We start from the raw sequence: 17,125 nt of genomic DNA on the forward strand, positions 1-17,125 counted from the left end.
GCGCCTCCCTGCGGACCAGACCTCCGATGTATCCAGCCCATTATGTACGTACGGGTCGGGGGCGGCTCCGTCGCTGCGGAGCCGCCCCCGACCCGTGTGCCGGCTCCCGCGCGGGGGAGCCGGGGGAGCGCGGGTTACTTCTTGTCGAGCAGGGACTGGACGTCGGCGCGGACCTCGTCCGTGGCCAGGCCGCGGATCGTCAGGGTGGTACGGCGGCGCAGCACGTCGTCCGCGGTCTCGGCCCACTCGTGGTCCCGGGCCCAGACGACCTGCGCCCGGATCTCCGGGGCGTCCGGGTGGACGCGCCGGGCGAGCGCCGGGTCCTCGTTGGCCAGCCGGGCGATGTCGAAGGCCAGCGAACCGTAGTGGGTGGCCAGGTGCCTGGCGGTGTCCGCCGCCATGCGCGGGCCGGGCGCCGGACCGTCGACCAGCAGCCGGTGGGCCACCGCGCGGGGGTTGGCCACGCCCGGCAGCGGCAGCTTCTTCGGCAGCGAGGCGATCGGCTCGAAGTCGTCGCCCAGCGGGTGGCCGGGCAGCTCCTGGAGCTTGCGCATCACCGTACGGCCGATGTGGCGGAAGGTGGTCCACTTGCCGCCCGCGACGGACAGCATCCCGCCCCGGCCCTCGGTGACGACCGTCTCCCGCTTGGCCTTGGCCGTGTCCCCGGGACCGCCCGGCAGCACCCGCAGCCCGGCGAAGGCGTACGTGATCAGGTCACGGTCGAGCTGCTGGTCGCGGATGGAGAACGCGGCCTCGTCGAGTATCTGCGCGGTGTCCTTCTCGGTGACCGCGACGTCCGCCGGGTCGCCCTCGAACTCCTCGTCGGTGGTGCCGAGCAGCAGCATGTCCTCCCAGGGGAGGGCGAAGGTGATCCGGTACTTGTCGATCGGCGTGGCCAGCGCGGCCTTCCACGGGGAGGTCCGCTTCAGGACCAGGTGGGCGCCCTTCGACAGCCGGATGGACGGCGCGGCGTCCGGGTCCTCCATGCGGCGCAGGTGGTCGACCCACGGGCCGGTCGCGTTGAGCACGAGCCGGGCGTTCACCCCGAACTCGTCGCCGGAGAGCCGGTCGCGCAGTTCGGCGCCGGTGACCCGGCCCCGGGTGAAGCGCAGGCCCGTCACCTCGGCGTGGTTGAGGACGACCGCGCCCGCCTCGACGGCTGCGCGGACCGTCATCAGCGCCATGCGCGCGTCGTTCATCTGGTCGTCGCCGTACACGGCCACGGCCTTGAGGTTGTCGGTGCGCAGCTCCGGCACGTCCTGCGCGGCCTTGGCCGGCGAGAGCAGGTGCCCGACGCCGTCGCCGAAGGCGGACAGCGCCGAGTACGCGAAGACACCGGCGCCGAGCTTCGCCGCGCCGTGCGGCCCGCCCTTGTACACGGGGAGGTAGAACGTGAGCGGGTTCGCCAGGTGGGGGGCCACCTGGCGGGAGACCGCACGGCGCTCGAAGTGGTTCTCCGCCACCAGCTTCACCGCGCCGGTCTGCAGGTAGCGCAGACCGCCGTGGAGGAGCTTGGAGGAGGCGGAGGAGGTGGCGCCGGCGAAGTCACCGGCGTCCACCAGGGCCACCCTGAGGCCGGACTGCGCGGCGTGCCAGGCGGTGGAGATGCCCAGGATGCCGCCGCCGATCACGAGGAGGTCGTACGACGCCTTGGAGAGCTGCTCCCGGGTCTCGGCACGGCTCGGGTTCGAGCCGGACGCCGGGTGCGTCCCCAGGGCAGGCACGGACTGCAGGGTGGACTGGCTGGTCATGGCGGTTCTTACTCCTCGTCCTCGAGCCAGCCCATGGTCCGCTCGACGGCCTTGAGCCAGCTCTTGTACTCACGGTCGCGGGTCTCCGCGTCCATGCGGGGGGTCCACTCGGCGGCCCGCCGCCAGTTGGCGCGCAGGTCGTCGGTGCTGTTCCAGAAGCCGACGGCCAGGCCGGCGGCGTAGGCGGCGCCGAGGCAGGTGGTCTCGGCGACCATCGGGCGCACCACGGGGGCGTCCAGGAAGTCCGAGAGCGTCTGCATCAGCAGGTTGTTGGAGGTCATGCCGCCGTCGACCTTGAGGGCGGTCAGCTCCACGCCGGAGTCCTTCGTCATGGCGTCCGCGATCTCACGGGTCTGCCAGGCGGTGGCCTCCAGGACGGCGCGCGCGAGGTGCGCCTTGGTGACGTACCGGGTGAGGCCGGCGATCACACCGCGGGCGTCGGAGCGCCAGTACGGGGCGAACAGGCCGGAGAAGGCCGGCACGAAGTAGGCGCCGCCGTTGTCCTCGACCGACAGGGCGAGGGTCTCGATCTCGGCGGCGGTGGAGATCAGGCCCATCTGGTCGCGCATCCACTGCACCAGCGAACCGGTGACGGCGATCGAGCCCTCCAGGGCGTAGACCGGCTTCTGGTCGCCGATCCGGTAGCCGACCGTGGTCAGCAGGCCGCTGTAGGAGTTGATGATCTTGTCGCCGGTGTTCATCACCATGAAGGTGCCGGTGCCGTACGTCGACTTGGTCTCGCCCTCGGCGAAGCAGGTCTGGCCGAACAGGGCCGCCTGCTGGTCACCGAGCGCGGAGGCGACCGGGATGCCGCCGAGCAGCTCGCCCAGCCTGCCGCCGGTGATCTCGCCGTAGACCTCGGCGGAGGAGCGGATCTCGGGCAGCATCGCGGTGGGCACGCCGATGGACTCGGCGATCCTCTCGTCCCACTGCATCGTGTGCAGGTTCATCAGCATGGTGCGGGAGGCGTTGGTGACGTCGGTGACGTGGTGGCCGCCGTTCACCCCGCCGGTCAGGTTCCAGATGACCCAGGTGTCCATGGTGCCGAAGAGGATGTCGCCCGCCTCGGCGCGCTCCTTGAGGCCGTCGACGTTGTCGAGCAGCCAGCGGGCCTTGGGGCCGGCGAAGTAGGAGGCCAGGGGCAGGCCGGTCTCGCGGCGGAAGCGGTCCTGGCCGACGTTGCGGCCGAGCTCGCGGCAGAGGGCGTCGGTGCGGGTGTCCTGCCAGACGATGGCGTTGTGGACCGGCTCACCGGTGTTCCTGTCCCACAGCACGGTGGTCTCGCGCTGGTTGGTGATGCCGATGGCCTTGATGTCGTCGCGGGTGATGCCGGCCTTCTCGACGGCCCCGGCGACGACCTCCTGGACGTTGGTCCAGATCTCGGTGGCGTCGTGCTCGACCCAGCCGGGCTTGGGGAAGATCTGCTCGTGCTCCTTCTGGTCGACGGAGACGATGCGCCCGTCGCGGTCGAAGACGATGCAGCGGGAGGAGGTGGTGCCCTGGTCGATGGCGGCGATGAACGGGCCGGCGGTGTGGGCGTCGGTCACTGTGTGCTCCTGGAGTTCCTTGGGTTACGGGGCTGTGTGTACGGCGCTTCTACAACAGTCGCCGCTGACGGCGATCCGGTCGACTAGGCGAAGGCGACGTTGTAGAGGCCGGCCGCGAGGGCACCGCCGATCAGCGGGCCGACCACCGGGATCCAGGCGTAGGACCAGTCGGAACCACCCTTGTTCGGCAGCGGCAGCAGGGCGTGCACGACACGCGGACCGAGGTCACGGGCCGGGTTGATGGCGTAACCGGTCGGACCGCCCAGCGACAGGCCGATGGAGACGACGACGAGCGCCGTGATCAGGCCGCCCAGCACGCCCAGGCCGTTGCCCGCGTCGTTCAGGCCCTGGGTGAGGATGGCGAGCAGCAGCACGAAGGTGCCGACGATCTCCGTGGCGAGGTTCTGCACCGTGTGCCGGATCTCCGGACCGGTGGAGAAGACGCCGAGCACCGGGCCCGCGCCCTTCTCCTGCGCCTCGACCGCCTTGGCGGCGGTGGCCTGCGCGCCCGGACCGCCGACGATCTCCTGGTCGGTGAGGTGGGCCAGGAACTGGCCGTAGTAGGCCACCCAGACCAGAGCCGCGCCGATCATCGCGCCGAGGAACTCTCCGGCGAAGTAGACCGGAACGTTGCCCCACTCGCCGTCCTTGAGGGCGAGTGCCACGGTGACGGCCGGGTTGAGGTGGGCGCCGGAGAGCGGTCCGGAGATGTAGACGGCCGTCATGACGGCGAAGCCCCACCCGAAGGCGATGGCGAGCCAGCCGGCGTTGCGGGCCTTGGAGGCCTTCAGCGTCACGGCGGCGCACACGCCGCCGCCGAGCAGGATGAGTATGGCGGTACCGATGGTCTCGCCGATGAAGATGTCGGAGCTGGACACCCGCGACTCCTTTGTCCTTCGTCCAGGGAAGCCGACCCCCGGGTCCCACCGGGGATTGGCGCCCTCAGGGGTGAGAGCGATGCCGGCCCTTGGCGTTGTCACACTCTAACTCGTATTGCCGGTAGGTGTTCGACAATGCCGACCGATGGACGGGAGTCTTTCCCGGCACCTCGTGGGCGTCAAGAGTTTGGTTGTCGAAAACGCGATCGTTATCGATCGTCCCGAGTCGTCGATCTTCGCGGCGGTTGCACCAGCTCGCGCCCCCTATGTCCGCCCCCGGGCACGACTGTGACCGGAACGCCGTACGGCATCCCGGTCTCCCCGGTGTTCCGCTCAGAACCGCCCGGCGCCCAGGTCCCGCGACACCGCGCGGGCACAGTCCCGCACCGCCGCGATCAGCTCGGGCCGCAGCTCGCCGTCCCGGCGCAGCCGCTCCACCGCCCCCGTGATGCCCACCGCGCCCACCGGCATGCGCCGCCGGTCGTGGATGGGGGCGGCCACGGCGGCGACGCCCTCCCAGGTCTCCTCCACGTCCGCCGCGTAACCGCGCGCACGAGTGAGGTCGAGGATGCGTTCGAAATCGTCCGGGTCGCACACCGTGCGGTCGGTGAAGGCCTTGCGATCGGCCTCCAGGGCCTCGCTGTGGGCCACCGGGTCGTAGGCCGACAGCACCTTGCCCAGGGCCGTGGAGTGCAGCGGTTGCATGGCCCCTATCTCCAGGACCTGCCGGCTGTCGTCCGGCCGGAAGACGTGGTGCACGATCAGCACCCCCTGCTGGTGCAGCACGCCGAGATAGACGCTCTCGCCGCTGGAACGGGCCAGGTCGTCCGTCCACACCAGGGCGCGCGCCCGCAGTTCGTGCACGTCGAGATAGGTGGTGCCCAGGCGCAGCAGCTCGGCGCCCAGCTGGTAGCGGCCGGAGGCGTCGTCCTGCTCGACGAACCCCTCCTGCTGGAGCGTGCGCAGGATGCCGTGGGCGGTGCCCTTGGCGAGGCCCAGCGACGAGGCGATCTCCGACAGGCCGAGCCGCCGCTCGCCGCCCGCGAGCAGCCGCAGCATCGCCGCCGCCCGTTCGAGCGACTGGATGTTCCGTGCCATCGCCGTACTGCCTCCGTCCCCTTCGGCCGTCAACCCGCGACGAGCCGCTGCCGCCGTTCGGCATTGTCGAACACTACCGGTCGATGCCGACCTCCCGCCAACGGTCGGTCGCGACCGGTTCCGCCACCCGTACTCCGTACGTCGGCCGTCGGCCATCATCGTCCGCCCCGTGGACGCACTGAACATCAGGGACCGGTCCCGGATACCCTGGCGAGGTGCGCCCAGCCGGGGACGCTCCGTGAGGGGCTTCCCGGGCAGCCGCAAAGCCGACAGCCGTCGCACCCAGAGGGAGCCCCTTTCATGGCCTCGTTGCCGCAGACCCCTTCCGTCGACAGCCGGACCCGTGTGTCCGCCCTCCGCGAGGCGCTCGCCACCCGGGTGGTGGTCGCCGACGGAGCCATGGGCACCATGCTCCAGGCCCAGGACCCCACACTCGAGGACTTCCAGAACCTCGAGGGCTGCAACGAGATCCTGAACCTGACGCGCCCGGACATCGTCCGCTCGGTCCACGCCGAGTACTTCGACGCCGGAGTCGACTGCGTCGAGACGAACACCTTCGGCGCCAACCTCACCGCCCTCGGCGAGTACGACATCCCGGAGCGCGTCACCGAACTGTCCGAGGCGGGCGCCCGCATCGCCCGCGAGACGGCCGACGAGTACGCCGCGCGGGACGGCCGCACCCGCTGGGTGCTGGGCTCGATGGGCCCCGGCACCAAGCTGCCCACCCTCGGCCACACCACCTTCACCGCCATCCGGGACGCCTACCAGCGCAACGCCGAGGGCCTGCTCGCCGGCGGCGCGGACGCGCTGCTGGTGGAGACGACCCAGGACCTGCTGCAGACCAAGGCCTCCGTGATCGCCGCCCGCCGCGCCATGGAGACCGCCGGGTTCGAAGTCCCGCTGATCGTGTCGGTCACGGTCGAGACCACCGGCACCATGCTGCTCGGCTCCGAGATCGGCGCCGCGCTCACCGCGCTGGAACCGCTGGGCATCGACATGATCGGCCTGAACTGCGCCACCGGCCCGGCCGAGATGAGCGAGCACCTGCGCCACCTGGCCCGCCACTCCCGCGTCCGGCTGTCCTGCATGCCCAACGCCGGCCTGCCGGAACTCACCAAGGACGGCGCCCGCTACCCGCTGTCCCCGGGAGAGCTCGCGGACGCGCAGGAGAACTTCGTCCGCGACTACGGCCTGTCCCTGGTGGGCGGCTGCTGCGGCACCACGCCCGAGCACCTGCGGCAGCTCGTGGAGCGGGTGCGCGACCTCGCCCCGGCGGAGCGCGACCCGCGCCCGGAGCCCGGCGCCGCCTCCCTCTACCAGGCCGTGCCCTTCCGCCAGGACACCTCCTACCTGGCGATCGGCGAGCGGACGAACGCCAACGGGTCGAAGAAGTTCCGCGAGGCGATGCTCGAGGGCCGCTGGGACAACTGCGTGGAGATGGCGCGCGAGCAGATCCGCGAGGGCGCGCACATGCTGGACCTGTGCGTGGACTACGTGGGCCGTGACGGCGTCGCCGACATGGAGGAACTGGCCGGACGCTTCGCCACCGCCTCCACCCTGCCGATCGTCCTGGACTCCACCGAGGTCGACGTCATCCGGGCCGGGCTGGAGAAGCTGGGCGGCCGCGCGGTGATCAACTCGGTGAACTACGAGGACGGCGACGGGCCCGAGTCGCGGTTCGCCAAGGTCACCCAGCTCGCCAAGGAGCACGGCGCCGCCCTGATCGCGCTCACCATCGACGAGGAGGGCCAGGCCCGCACCGCCGAGAAGAAGGTCGAGATCGCCGAGCGGCTGATCGACGACCTGACCGGCACCTGGGGCATCCGCGAGGAGGACATCCTCGTCGACTGCCTGACCTTCACCATCTGCACCGGCCAGGAGGAGTCCCGCAAGGACGGCCTGGCCACCATCGAGGGCATCCGCGAGCTGAAGAAGCGCCACCCCGGGGTGCAGACCACCCTGGGCCTGTCGAACATCTCCTTCGGCCTCAACCCGGCCGCCCGCATCCTGCTGAACTCGGTCTTCCTCGACGAGTGCGTCAAGGCCGGCCTGGACTCGGCGATCGTCCACGCCTCGAAGATCCTGCCCATCGCCCGCTTCAGCGAGGAAGAGGTCACCACGGCCCTCGACCTCATCTACGACCGCCGCGCCGAGGGCTACGACCCGCTGCAGAAGCTGATGGCGCTCTTCGAGGGCGCCACCGCCAAGTCCCTCAAGGCCGGCAAGGCCGAGGAACTGGCCGCGCTGCCCCTCGAGGAGCGCCTCAAGCGCCGCATCATCGACGGCGAGAAGAACGGCCTGGAGGCCGACCTGGACGAGGCCCTCCGGACCCGCAAGGCCCTCGACATCGTCAACGACACCCTCCTGGACGGCATGAAGGTGGTCGGCGAACTGTTCGGCTCCGGCCAGATGCAGCTGCCGTTCGTGCTCCAGTCCGCCGAGGTGATGAAGACGGCCGTCGCGCACCTCGAACCGCACATGGAGAAGACCGACGAGGCCGGCAAGGGCACCATCGTGCTGGCCACCGTCCGCGGCGACGTGCACGACATCGGCAAGAACCTGGTCGACATCATCCTGTCGAACAACGGCTACAACGTCGTCAACCTGGGCATCAAGCAGCCGGTCTCCGCGATCCTGGACGCCGCCGACGAGCACAAGGCCGACGTCATCGGCATGTCCGGACTGCTGGTGAAGTCCACGGTGATCATGAAGGAGAACCTGGAGGAGCTCAACACCCGCGGCCTGGCCGCCGACTACCCGGTGATCCTCGGCGGCGCCGCCCTCACCCGCGCCTACGTCGAGCAGGACCTGCACGAGATCTACCAGGGCGAGGTCCGCTACGCCCGCGACGCCTTCGAGGGCCTGCGCCTGATGGACGCCCTCATCGGCATCAAGCGCGGTGTGCCCGGCGCGAAGCTGCCCGAACTGAAGCAGCGCCGGGTCCGCGCGGCCACCGTGGAGATCGAGGAGCGGCCCGAGGAGGGGCACGTCCGCTCCGACGTCGCCACCGACAACCCGGTCCCCACCCCGCCCTTCTGGGGCACCCGCGTCGTCAAGGGCATCCAGCTCAAGGAGTACGCGAGCTGGCTCGACGAGGGCGCCCTGTTCAAGGGCCAGTGGGGCCTGAAGCAGGCCCGCACCGGCGACGGGCCGACCTACGAGGAACTGGTCGAGACCGAGGGCCGACCCAGGCTGCGCGGGCTGCTCGACCGGCTCCAGACGGAGAACCTGCTGGAGGCGGCCGTGGTCCACGGCTACTTCCCGTGCGTCTCCAAGGACGACGACCTGATCATCCTGGACGAGCAGGGCAACGAGCGCACCCGCTTCACCTTCCCGCGCCAGCGCCGCGGCCGCCGGCTGTGCCTGGCGGACTTCTTCCGCCCGGAGGAGTCCGGCGAGACCGACGTCGTCGGTCTGCAGGTGGTCACCGTCGGATCGAGGATCGGCGAAGAGACCGCCCGGATGTTCGAGGCCAACGCCTACCGCGACTACCTGGAGCTGCACGGGCTCTCCGTACAGCTCGCGGAGGCCCTCGCTGAGTACTGGCACGCGCGCGTGCGTTCCGAACTCGGCTTCGCGGGCGAGGACCCGGCCGCGATGGAGGACATGTTCGCCCTGAAGTACCGGGGCGCCCGCTTCTCCCTCGGCTACGGCGCCTGCCCCGACCTGGAGGACCGCGCCAAGATCGCCGCCCTGCTCGAACCCGAGCGCATCGGCGTGCACCTGTCCGAGGAGTTCCAGCTGCACCCGGAGCAGTCCACGGACGCCATCGTCATCCACCACCCGGAGGCCAAGTACTTCAACGCCCGCTGAGGCACCAGGAGCCGCACCGGGCGTTTCGAGCCCACACGACGTACACTGGTCGGTCCACCGCAGGCCGGTTCCCCCCCGGGGGAACCGGCCTGGTCGTCCCTGTGAAGGAGGTACGTGGATGACCAGTACGGTCCCCGCGCTCGGAACCCGGACCGCCGAGGGTTCGGCCCTGCAGGCCGTTCTCCTCGACATGGACGGCACCCTGGTGGACACCGAGGGCTTCTGGTGGGACGTCGAGGTCGAGGTCTTCGCCTCCCTCGGCCACACCCTCGACGACTCCTGGCGCCATGTGGTGGTCGGCGGCCCCATGACCCGCAGCGCGGGGTTCCTCATCGAGGCCACCGGCGCCGACATCGGCCTGCCCGAGCTGACGGTGCTGCTCAACGACGGCTTCGAGGAGCGCATCGACCACGCCCTGCCGCTGATGCCGGGCGCCGCGCGGCTGCTCGCCGAGCTGTCCGAGTACGAGATCCCCACGGCGCTCGTCTCCGCCTCCCACCGGCGCATCATCGACCGGGTGCTGAAGACGCTGGGCCCCCACCACTTCGCGCTGTCGGTCGCCGGCGACGAGGTACCGCGCACCAAACCGCACCCCGACCCGTACCTCGCGGCCGCCGCCGGGCTCGGCGTGGACCCCGTGCGGTGCGCCGTCGTCGAGGACACCGTGACCGGTGTCGCCGCCGCGGAGGCGGCGGGCTGCCAGGTCGTCGCGGTGCCCTCGGTGGGCCCGATCGTACCTGCCGCCCGGCGGACGGTCGTGCCCTCCCTGGAAGTCGTGGACCTGGCATTCCTGCGCGGGCTGATGACGGAAATGCGCTAGGCGTTCACCCAGCGCAGCGGTGTTACCGCCGGAATTCCCGCCACTCGGCTTCCCGGACCCGGCCGCGTGCCCTCCGAAAGAATTCCCCCGCTTGCCGGTGGCCGAATTCCGGCGCCGCCAGTCCCTTTTCACATGTGAGGTTCACCACACTAAAGGGGGTCGACAACGATGTCCGTCTGTGCCTTCCGCACCATTTCGGGAGGCGCCGGTGCGTCTTTGTGTCCCGATTCATGAGAAGCTGCACCAATCCTTCCCCGGTCGCCTTTACCGGTGCGTTCACACCCGGTTCCACTGCGTGATGTGCCCCCAACTCCGGCGGCTGTGAACCCTCCTGCGGGTGCGGACTAATCTCATCGCGAGAACCTCGCCCCCATCCCCGTGATCCGCTGCAATACCCCCTGCGTGCCGGATGCACGGAGTCGACAGTCCTGGAGAAACTCGAGCATGAACCGCAAGACTTTGGTGCTGGCGGCCGCGATGGGCCTGCTCGCGCCGGTGCTCGCCGCCTGTGGCGACACCGAGGGCGGGAGCGGAGACGGCGAAGCGATCGTCGTGGGCACCACGGACCGGTTCACCGCATCCAAGGAGGACGGCCCCGCGCCCCTCGACCCGGCCTGGGCCTACGACGTCGGTAGCTGGAACATCCTGCGGCAGACCGTGCAGACCCTCATGGTCCAGCCCCGGGGCGACGGCGAACCGGTGCCCGAGGCCGCCGAGTCGTGCGGATTCACCGACGCCGGCAACGAGCGCTACAGCTGCACCCTGCGCGACGGTCTGAAGTTCTCGAACGGCGACGCGATCACCGCGGAGGACGTGAAGTTCTCCTTCGAGCGCGCCATCGACCTCGAGGGCGACAGCGGCGTGTTCGCGCTGCTGTCCGTCATCGACACCGTCGAGACGCAGGGCGACCGCGAGGTGATCTTCCACCTCAAGAGCGCCGACGCCACCTTCCCGTACAAGCTGTCCACCCCGGTCGCGGGCATCGTCAACGAGGACTCCTACGACAAGGGCGCGCTGCGCGAGGGCTTCGAGATCGACGGCTCCGGCCCGTACACCTTCGAGGGCAAGGTTGAGGGCGACACGCTCGTCAGCGCCACCTTCACCAAGAACCCCTCCTACAAGGGCGCGCTGGAGGTGAACAACGACAAGGTCGAGATGGTCTCCTACGACAGTTCCGAGGCCATGGTCGACGCGCTGGAGAAGGGCGACATCGACATGGCGACCCGCACCATGTCGCCGGAGCAGATCCAGGAACTCGGCAACTCCACCGACGGCGAGATCGAGCTGGTCGAGTCGCCCGGTCTGGAGATCCGGTACCTGGCGTTCAACACCGAGGCCCCCACCGTGAAGGACAAGGCCGTCCGCCAGGCGATGGCCCAGGTCATCAACCGCGGCGAACTGGTCGGCAACGTCTACGGCTCCCAGGCCGAGCCGTTGTTCTCGCTGGTCCCCGCCGGCGTCACCGGTCACACCAACGCGTTCTTCAACAAGTACGGCGACCCGAACGTGGACAAGGCCCGCGACCTGCTGGAGGAGGCCGGCGTCAGCACCCCGGTGAAGCTGACGCTGCACTACACGCACGACCACTACGGTCCCGCCGCCAAGACGGAGTTCGAGCAGCTGAGCAAGCAGCTCAACGACAGCGGTCTGTTCGACACCGACATCAAGAGCGAGACCTGGAACAAGTTCAAGACCGCCGCTCAGAACGAGAAGTACGACGTCTACGGCATGGGCTGGTTCCCCGACTACCCGGACGCCGACGCCTTCACCGCGCCCTTCCTCGGCGAGGACAACTTCCTCAGCTCGCCCTACGCGAACCCCAAGATCATCAATGATCTGATCCCGGAGTCGCGCCGCCAGGCCGACCGGCTGTCCGCCTCCGACAGCCTCGCGGAGATCCAGAACATCGTCGCCATCGAGGTCCCGCTGATCCCGCTGTGGCAGGGTAAGCAGTACGTCGCCGCACGCGACGGCGTCACCGGCACCGCCTACGCGATCAACTCCTCCTCGTCCCTCCAGCTGTGGGAGCTCGCGCGCGGCGTCACCGAGTGACGGAACCGCACGACCCCGGACCGCCGACGCGGTCCGGGCAGCAAGAACGACAAGGCACAGCACGTGAATTTGCGTAACCCGTGGCCAGTCCTGCCCATCGTGGCGGGGCTGGCCTCCGGCCTGTTGACCGGTTGTGGCGCCGAGAGCGGCGACACGGGGGCCGACGGCTCCGGCGTCGTGGTGGGGATGTCCGAGGACATCCTGGCCACCGACCCCGCCTCCGGCTACGACCCCGGCTCCTGGCTGCTGTTCAACAACGTCTTCCAGTCGCTGCTCGGCTTCCCCAAGGGAGCCACCGAGCCGCAGCCGGACGCCGCCGAGAGCTGCGGCTTCGCGGACACCGGCACCACCGTCTACCGCTGCACCCTGCGGGACGGACTGAAGTTCAGCAACGGTGACCCGCTCACCTCGAAGGACGTGAAGTTCTCCTTCGACCGCATGCTGAGGATCAACGACCCCGACGGGCCGGCGATCATGTTCCCCACACTGGAGAAGGTCAGCACCCCCGACGAGAAGACGGTCGTCTTCGAACTCAACACACCCGACGCCACCTTCCCCAGCAAGATCGCGTCCGGCGCCGGTGCCATCGTCGACCACCGCGAGTACGACGCCGACGGACTGCGCGAGGACGGAGAGGCGGTCGGCTCCGGCCCGTACCGGCTGGACTCGTTCGCCAACGACCGCGCCGTCTTCTCCGTCAACGAGCACTACCGGGGCAGCGCCGAGACCAAGAACTCCGGCGTGACCCTGGAGTTCTTCCACGGCGACCAGAACGCCCTGAAGAAGGCCGTACAGGACACCCAGGTCGACATCGCCTACCGCGGCCTCACCGCCGAGGCCATCAACGACATCGACCGGGCCGACGACGGCACCGGCGGCATCGAGATCGTCGAGGGCAGCAGCGCCGAGGCCCAGTACCTGGTCTTCAACATGGACGACCCGGTCGCCGGGAAACCCGGCGTGCGCCGGGCCATCGCCCATCTGATCGACCGTGACGCCCTCGTCCGGGACATCCACCAGGGCACGGCCAGCCCGCTGTACTCGATCGTCCCGGCCGGCATCGGCGGCCACAACACCGCCTTCTTCGACACCTACGGCGCCCGCCCCTCCAAGGCCAAGGCCGCCGCCGCGCTGGAGGAGGAGGGCATCACCGGCAAGGTGAGGCTGACCCTGTGGTCCACCCCGTCCCGCTACGGCCCGGCCACCGACCAGGAACTGAAGACGATCGCCGGACAGCTCGACGCCAGCGGCCTCTTCGACGCCGACGTCAAGTCGGTCCCCTTCGCCCAGTACGAGAAGGACATCGCGGCCGGCAAGTACGGCGTCCACGTCAAGGGCTGGATACCCGACTACCCGGACGCCGACAACTTCACCGGCCCCTTCTTCGGCAAGGGCAACGTACTGCACAACAACTACGACGCCGGCCCGATCACCGACTCGCTCCTCCCGCGCACGGCCGCCCAGAGCGACCGCTCCGCCACCGACGAGGAGTTCGGCCGGATCCAGGACATCGTCGCCGAGGACATCCCCGTCCTCCCGCTCTGGCAGGCCAAGCAGTACGCGGTCGTCCGGGACGGCGTGTACGGCCTGGAGTACTGCCTCGACGCCTCGACCGTGTTCCGGTTCTGGGAACTGAGCAAGAACTGACGCCGTACCCCTAACGACGAGGGCGCCCTCCCCGCCAGGAAGGGCGCCCTCGCCGTACCGCGCGACTGCCGCGCTACTGCGCGCCGGGGCGCACCAGCCCGCTCTCATAGGCGTACACCGCCGCCTGCACCCGGTCACGCAGCCCCAGCTTGGTCAGGACGTGCCCCACATGCGTCTTGACGGTGGTCTCACTGACGAACAGATCCGCGGCGATCTCCGCGTTGGACAGCCCGCGCGCCACCAGCTTCAGCACCTCGACCTCACGCTCGGTCAGCGTGTGCAGCGTGTCCGGCACCGGCTCGTCACCGGACGGCAGATGCGTGGCGTACTTGTCCAGCAGCCGGCGCGTGATGCTCGGCGCGAGCATCGCCTCCCCGGCGGCCACCACACGGATCGCCTGCACCAGCTCGTTGGCCGGGGCGTCCTTCAGCAGGAAGCCACTGGCCCCCGCCTTCAACGCCTCCACCACGTACTCGTCGAGATCGAACGTCGTCAGCACCAGCACCTTCGCCGGTCCGTCCCGCTCGGGTCCGGTGATCTGCCGGGTCGCCTCCACCCCGTCCATCCGCGGCATGCGAATGTCCATCAGCACCACATCGGGCTGCAGCGCCCGCACCTGGTCCAGGGCCTGGAGGCCGTCCCCGGCCTCGCCGACGACCGCGATGTCCTGCTCGGCCTCCAGAATCATCCGGAACCCGGTACGCAGCAGCGGCTGGTCGTCGACCAGTAGGACGCGGATGGCCACGTAAGTCTCCTTCGCTAGTCCGGCCCCATTCTGCCCTGTTGGACCCCGCCGGACTCGGGCGCCCTCACCGGCAGGGGGTACGGCGGGGGAGTGCCGCCGAACTCCGGACAGTGCGCCTGGTGGTCGCACCAGCCGCACAGCTTCGTGGGACGCGGACGCCAGACGCCCGTCTCGGTCGCCAGCCGGATAGCGTCCCACAGCGCGAGCAGCTTGCGCTCCACCCGCTCCAGATCCGCGAGCACGGGATCGTAGGTCACCACGTCACCACTGCCGAGGTACACCAGCTGGAGCCGGCGCGGGATCACCTTCTTCAGCCGCCACACCACCAGGGCGTAGAACTTCATCTGGAACAGCGCACCCTCGGCGTACTCCGGCCGGGGCGCCTTGCCCGTCTTGTAGTCGACGATCCGCACCTCGCCGGTGGGCGCGACGTCCACCCGGTCGATGATGCCGCGCAGCCTCAGCCCCGAATCCAGCTCCGCCTCGACGAACAGCTCCCGCTCGGCGGGCTCCAGCCGGCTCGGATCCTCCAGCGAGAACCACCGCTCGACCAGCCGCTCCGCCTCCGCCAGCCAACGCGCCAGCCGCTCACCCCCCGGATCGTCGGCGAACAGCTCCATGACCTCCGGCCTGCTCTCACGCAACCGGTCCCACTGCCCCGGGACCAGCGACTTCGCCCGGGGCGCGGTACGGTCGGAGGCCGGGGCGTCGAAGAGCCGCTCCAGCACCGCGTGCACCAGCGTGCCCCTGGTCGCCGCCTCGCTCGGCTTCTCCGGCAGCCGGTCGATGACCCGGAACCGGTACAGCAGCGGACACTGCATGAAGTCACTCGCACGGGAAGGCGACAACGAGGAGGGCGGCACGACAGCCGCATCCGCTCGCACGCCCACGGTGACCGGGCTGCCGCCGGTCCGCTCCTCGCCCTCGGTGCTCGTCTCCATGCCACAGACCTTACGGCCCGCCACCGACAGAGCGCGCACGCCGACCGAACGGAAAGGACGGGAACGCCGTCCGCCACCGCCAGCGCTCCCATGCCCCTCCGACGGGCCGATCACCCGCCGGCCCGCGGACGGACACCTCCGACGCGGCCCCGGACCACCCGCGGACACCGCGCGTGACGGCGGGGCAGGAAGGGGAAGGAGGAAGGAGGGGAAGGAGACAGGGTGCCGGGGCGGAACGCGCGGCGCGGGCCGCATACCATCGACACGAGACCCTCCCGCCCGGCAGGCGCGGGAGACGCAGCGAACGAGGGGACACCGGTGGACGTAAGCGGCGGGCGCGGACAGCCGCGACCCGGCAACGACGAGTCGCCCGACCACACGGGCCCTCACCCCCCGGCCACCCCCGAGCCCGGCCACCCCGCGGACGAGCCCGCCACCGGCCGGCCCGACGGCACCCCCACGCCCCCGGCCACCGGCCAGGACCGCACCCCCGCCTCCACCCAGCCGGCTCCCCGGACCTCGGACACCGGACCCGGCGAGCCCTCCGCCCCCACGGACGGGCCCCGCGACCGGCGGAACACCCCGCGGGCCGACGACACCGGCGGGAAACGCCCGCTCGCGCACTCCGGTACCGGACAGACACCGCCGCAGCGGCCGCAGGAGAAACAGCGGGGCGGGCTGCTGATGGGACGCCCGTTCGGCGTACCCGTGTACGTGGCACCCAGCTGGTTCCTCGTCGCCATCCTCATCACCTGGGTGTTCGGCGGACAGATCGACCGCGTACTGCCCGAGCTCGGCGCCGCCAGCTACCTCGTCTCCCTGTTCTTCGCGGTCGCCTTCTACGCCTCCGTACTGGTCCACGAACTCGCCCACACCCTCGCCGCACTCCGCTTCAAACTCCCGGTGCGCCGCATCCAGCTCCAGTTCTTCGGCGGCGTCTCCGAGATCGAGAAGGAAGCCGAGACCCCCGGACGCGAGTTCGTGCTGGCCTTCGTCGGCCCGCTGCTCTCCCTCGTCCTGTCCGGCCTCTTCTACCTCGCGCTGCTGGCCGTCGACCCCAGCAGCGTCCCCGGCGTCCTGCTGGCCGGCCTGATGATCTCCAACCTCATCGTCGCCGTCTTCAACCTCCTGCCCGGCCTCCCCCTGGACGGCGGCCGCATGCTCCGCGCCGTCGTCTGGGCGATCAGCGGCACACCCATGACCGGCACCATCGCCGCCGCCTGGGTCGGCCGCGCCCTTGCCGTCGCCGTCCTGATCGGCCTCCCCCTGCTCACCCAGTCCGGCGCCCTCGGCTCCGACGCCGTGGACAACGTGGGCATGGACACCGTCCTGGACGCCCTGCTCGCCGCCATCCTCGCCGCGATCATCTGGACCGGCGCCGGCAACAGCCTGCGCATGGCCCGGCTGCGCGAACACCTCCCCGAACTGCGCGCCCGCACCCTCACCCGCCGCGCGGTGCCCGTCGAGACCGACACCCCCCTCTCCGAGGCCCTGCGCCGGGCCAACGCCGCCGGCGCCCGCGCCCTGGTCGTCGTCGACCCCGACGGCGCCCCCCTCTCCCTGGTCCGCGAGGCCGCCATCGTCGGCGTACCCGAACACCGCCGGCCCTGGGTACCCGTCGGCGGACTCGCTCAGGACCTCACCGACGGCATGCACGTCTCCGCCGAACTCGCCGGAGAGGACCTCCTGGACGCCCTGCGCGCCACCCCGGCCACCGAGTACCTGGTGGTCGAGGACACCGGCGAGATCTACGGCGTCCTGTCCGCCGCCGACGTCGAACGCGCCTTCGTGAAGGCGATGGCACGGCCCAGCTGACCCTCCCGCCCGCACCGG

The 17,125-nt window shown here is 70.4% G+C and carries 11 protein-coding genes; 5 read left to right on the top strand and 6 right to left on the bottom strand.

The window, feature by feature from the left end:
* Positions 1-134 precede the first annotated feature (134 nt).
* The 4 genes from ACH5AO_RS21990 to ACH5AO_RS22005 form a co-directional block, all read right to left on the bottom strand.
* On the bottom strand, positions 135-1,751 hold the full coding sequence (locus ACH5AO_RS21990) for an FAD-dependent oxidoreductase (protein WP_398927120.1): 1,617 nt from the start codon (positions 1,749-1,751) through the stop codon (positions 135-137).
* Between the two features lie 8 nt (positions 1,752-1,759).
* Positions 1,760-3,298: a glycerol kinase GlpK gene (glpK, locus tag ACH5AO_RS21995; protein WP_398927123.1), complete on the bottom strand. Its 1,539-nt coding sequence runs from the start codon at positions 3,296-3,298 to the stop codon at positions 1,760-1,762.
* Positions 3,299-3,381: 83 nt separating this feature from the next.
* Positions 3,382-4,176 (bottom strand): MIP/aquaporin family protein, encoded by a 795-nt coding sequence (locus ACH5AO_RS22000; RefSeq protein WP_398927125.1) that lies wholly within the window; start codon positions 4,174-4,176, stop codon positions 3,382-3,384.
* A 333-nt stretch (positions 4,177-4,509) separates the two neighbouring features.
* Entirely contained in the window at positions 4,510-5,274 is a 765-nt protein-coding gene (locus ACH5AO_RS22005; RefSeq protein ID WP_398927127.1) for an IclR family transcriptional regulator, read from the bottom strand.
* 300 nt (positions 5,275-5,574) lie between these two features.
* On the opposite strand from ACH5AO_RS22005, the gene metH reads away from it, so the two are divergent.
* The 4 genes from metH to ACH5AO_RS22025 all read left to right on the top strand — a co-directional run bounded on the left by metH (position 5,575) and on the right by ACH5AO_RS22025 (position 13,606).
* The gene (gene metH, locus ACH5AO_RS22010) at positions 5,575-9,087 is read left to right on the top strand and encodes a methionine synthase (RefSeq protein WP_398927129.1); all 3,513 of its coding nucleotides are present in this window, start codon (positions 5,575-5,577) and stop codon (positions 9,085-9,087) included.
* Between the two features lie 118 nt (positions 9,088-9,205).
* The gene (locus ACH5AO_RS22015; RefSeq protein ID WP_398927131.1) at positions 9,206-9,907 is read left to right on the top strand and encodes an HAD family hydrolase; all 702 of its coding nucleotides are present in this window, start codon (positions 9,206-9,208) and stop codon (positions 9,905-9,907) included.
* Between the two features lie 444 nt (positions 9,908-10,351).
* A complete protein-coding gene (locus ACH5AO_RS22020) occupies positions 10,352-11,959 on the top strand; it encodes an ABC transporter substrate-binding protein (RefSeq protein WP_398927133.1) in 1,608 nt (535 codons plus the stop codon).
* 63 nt (positions 11,960-12,022) lie between these two features.
* Positions 12,023-13,606 carry an ABC transporter substrate-binding protein gene (locus ACH5AO_RS22025; protein WP_398927135.1) on the top strand — a complete coding sequence of 528 codons (1,584 nt, stop codon included), beginning with the start codon at positions 12,023-12,025 and terminating at the stop codon, positions 13,604-13,606.
* A 73-nt stretch (positions 13,607-13,679) separates the two neighbouring features.
* On the opposite strand, the gene ACH5AO_RS22030 is transcribed toward ACH5AO_RS22025, so the two are convergent.
* A complete protein-coding gene (locus ACH5AO_RS22030) occupies positions 13,680-14,351 on the bottom strand; it encodes a response regulator transcription factor (RefSeq protein ID WP_187823384.1) in 672 nt (223 codons plus the stop codon).
* Positions 14,352-14,365: 14 nt separating this feature from the next.
* The gene (locus ACH5AO_RS22035; protein WP_398927137.1) at positions 14,366-15,292 is read right to left on the bottom strand and encodes a RecB family exonuclease; all 927 of its coding nucleotides are present in this window, start codon (positions 15,290-15,292) and stop codon (positions 14,366-14,368) included.
* 318 nt (positions 15,293-15,610) lie between these two features.
* On the opposite strand from ACH5AO_RS22035, the gene ACH5AO_RS22040 reads away from it, so the two are divergent.
* Complete coding sequence (locus ACH5AO_RS22040; protein ID WP_398927139.1) at positions 15,611-17,107, top strand: site-2 protease family protein; 1,497 nt, start codon at positions 15,611-15,613, stop codon at positions 17,105-17,107.
* Positions 17,108-17,125: the final 18 nt, after the last annotated feature.

The organism is Streptomyces sp. NPDC018964 (assembly GCF_044390325.1).
Taxonomy (GTDB): domain Bacteria; phylum Actinomycetota; class Actinomycetes; order Streptomycetales; family Streptomycetaceae; genus Streptomyces.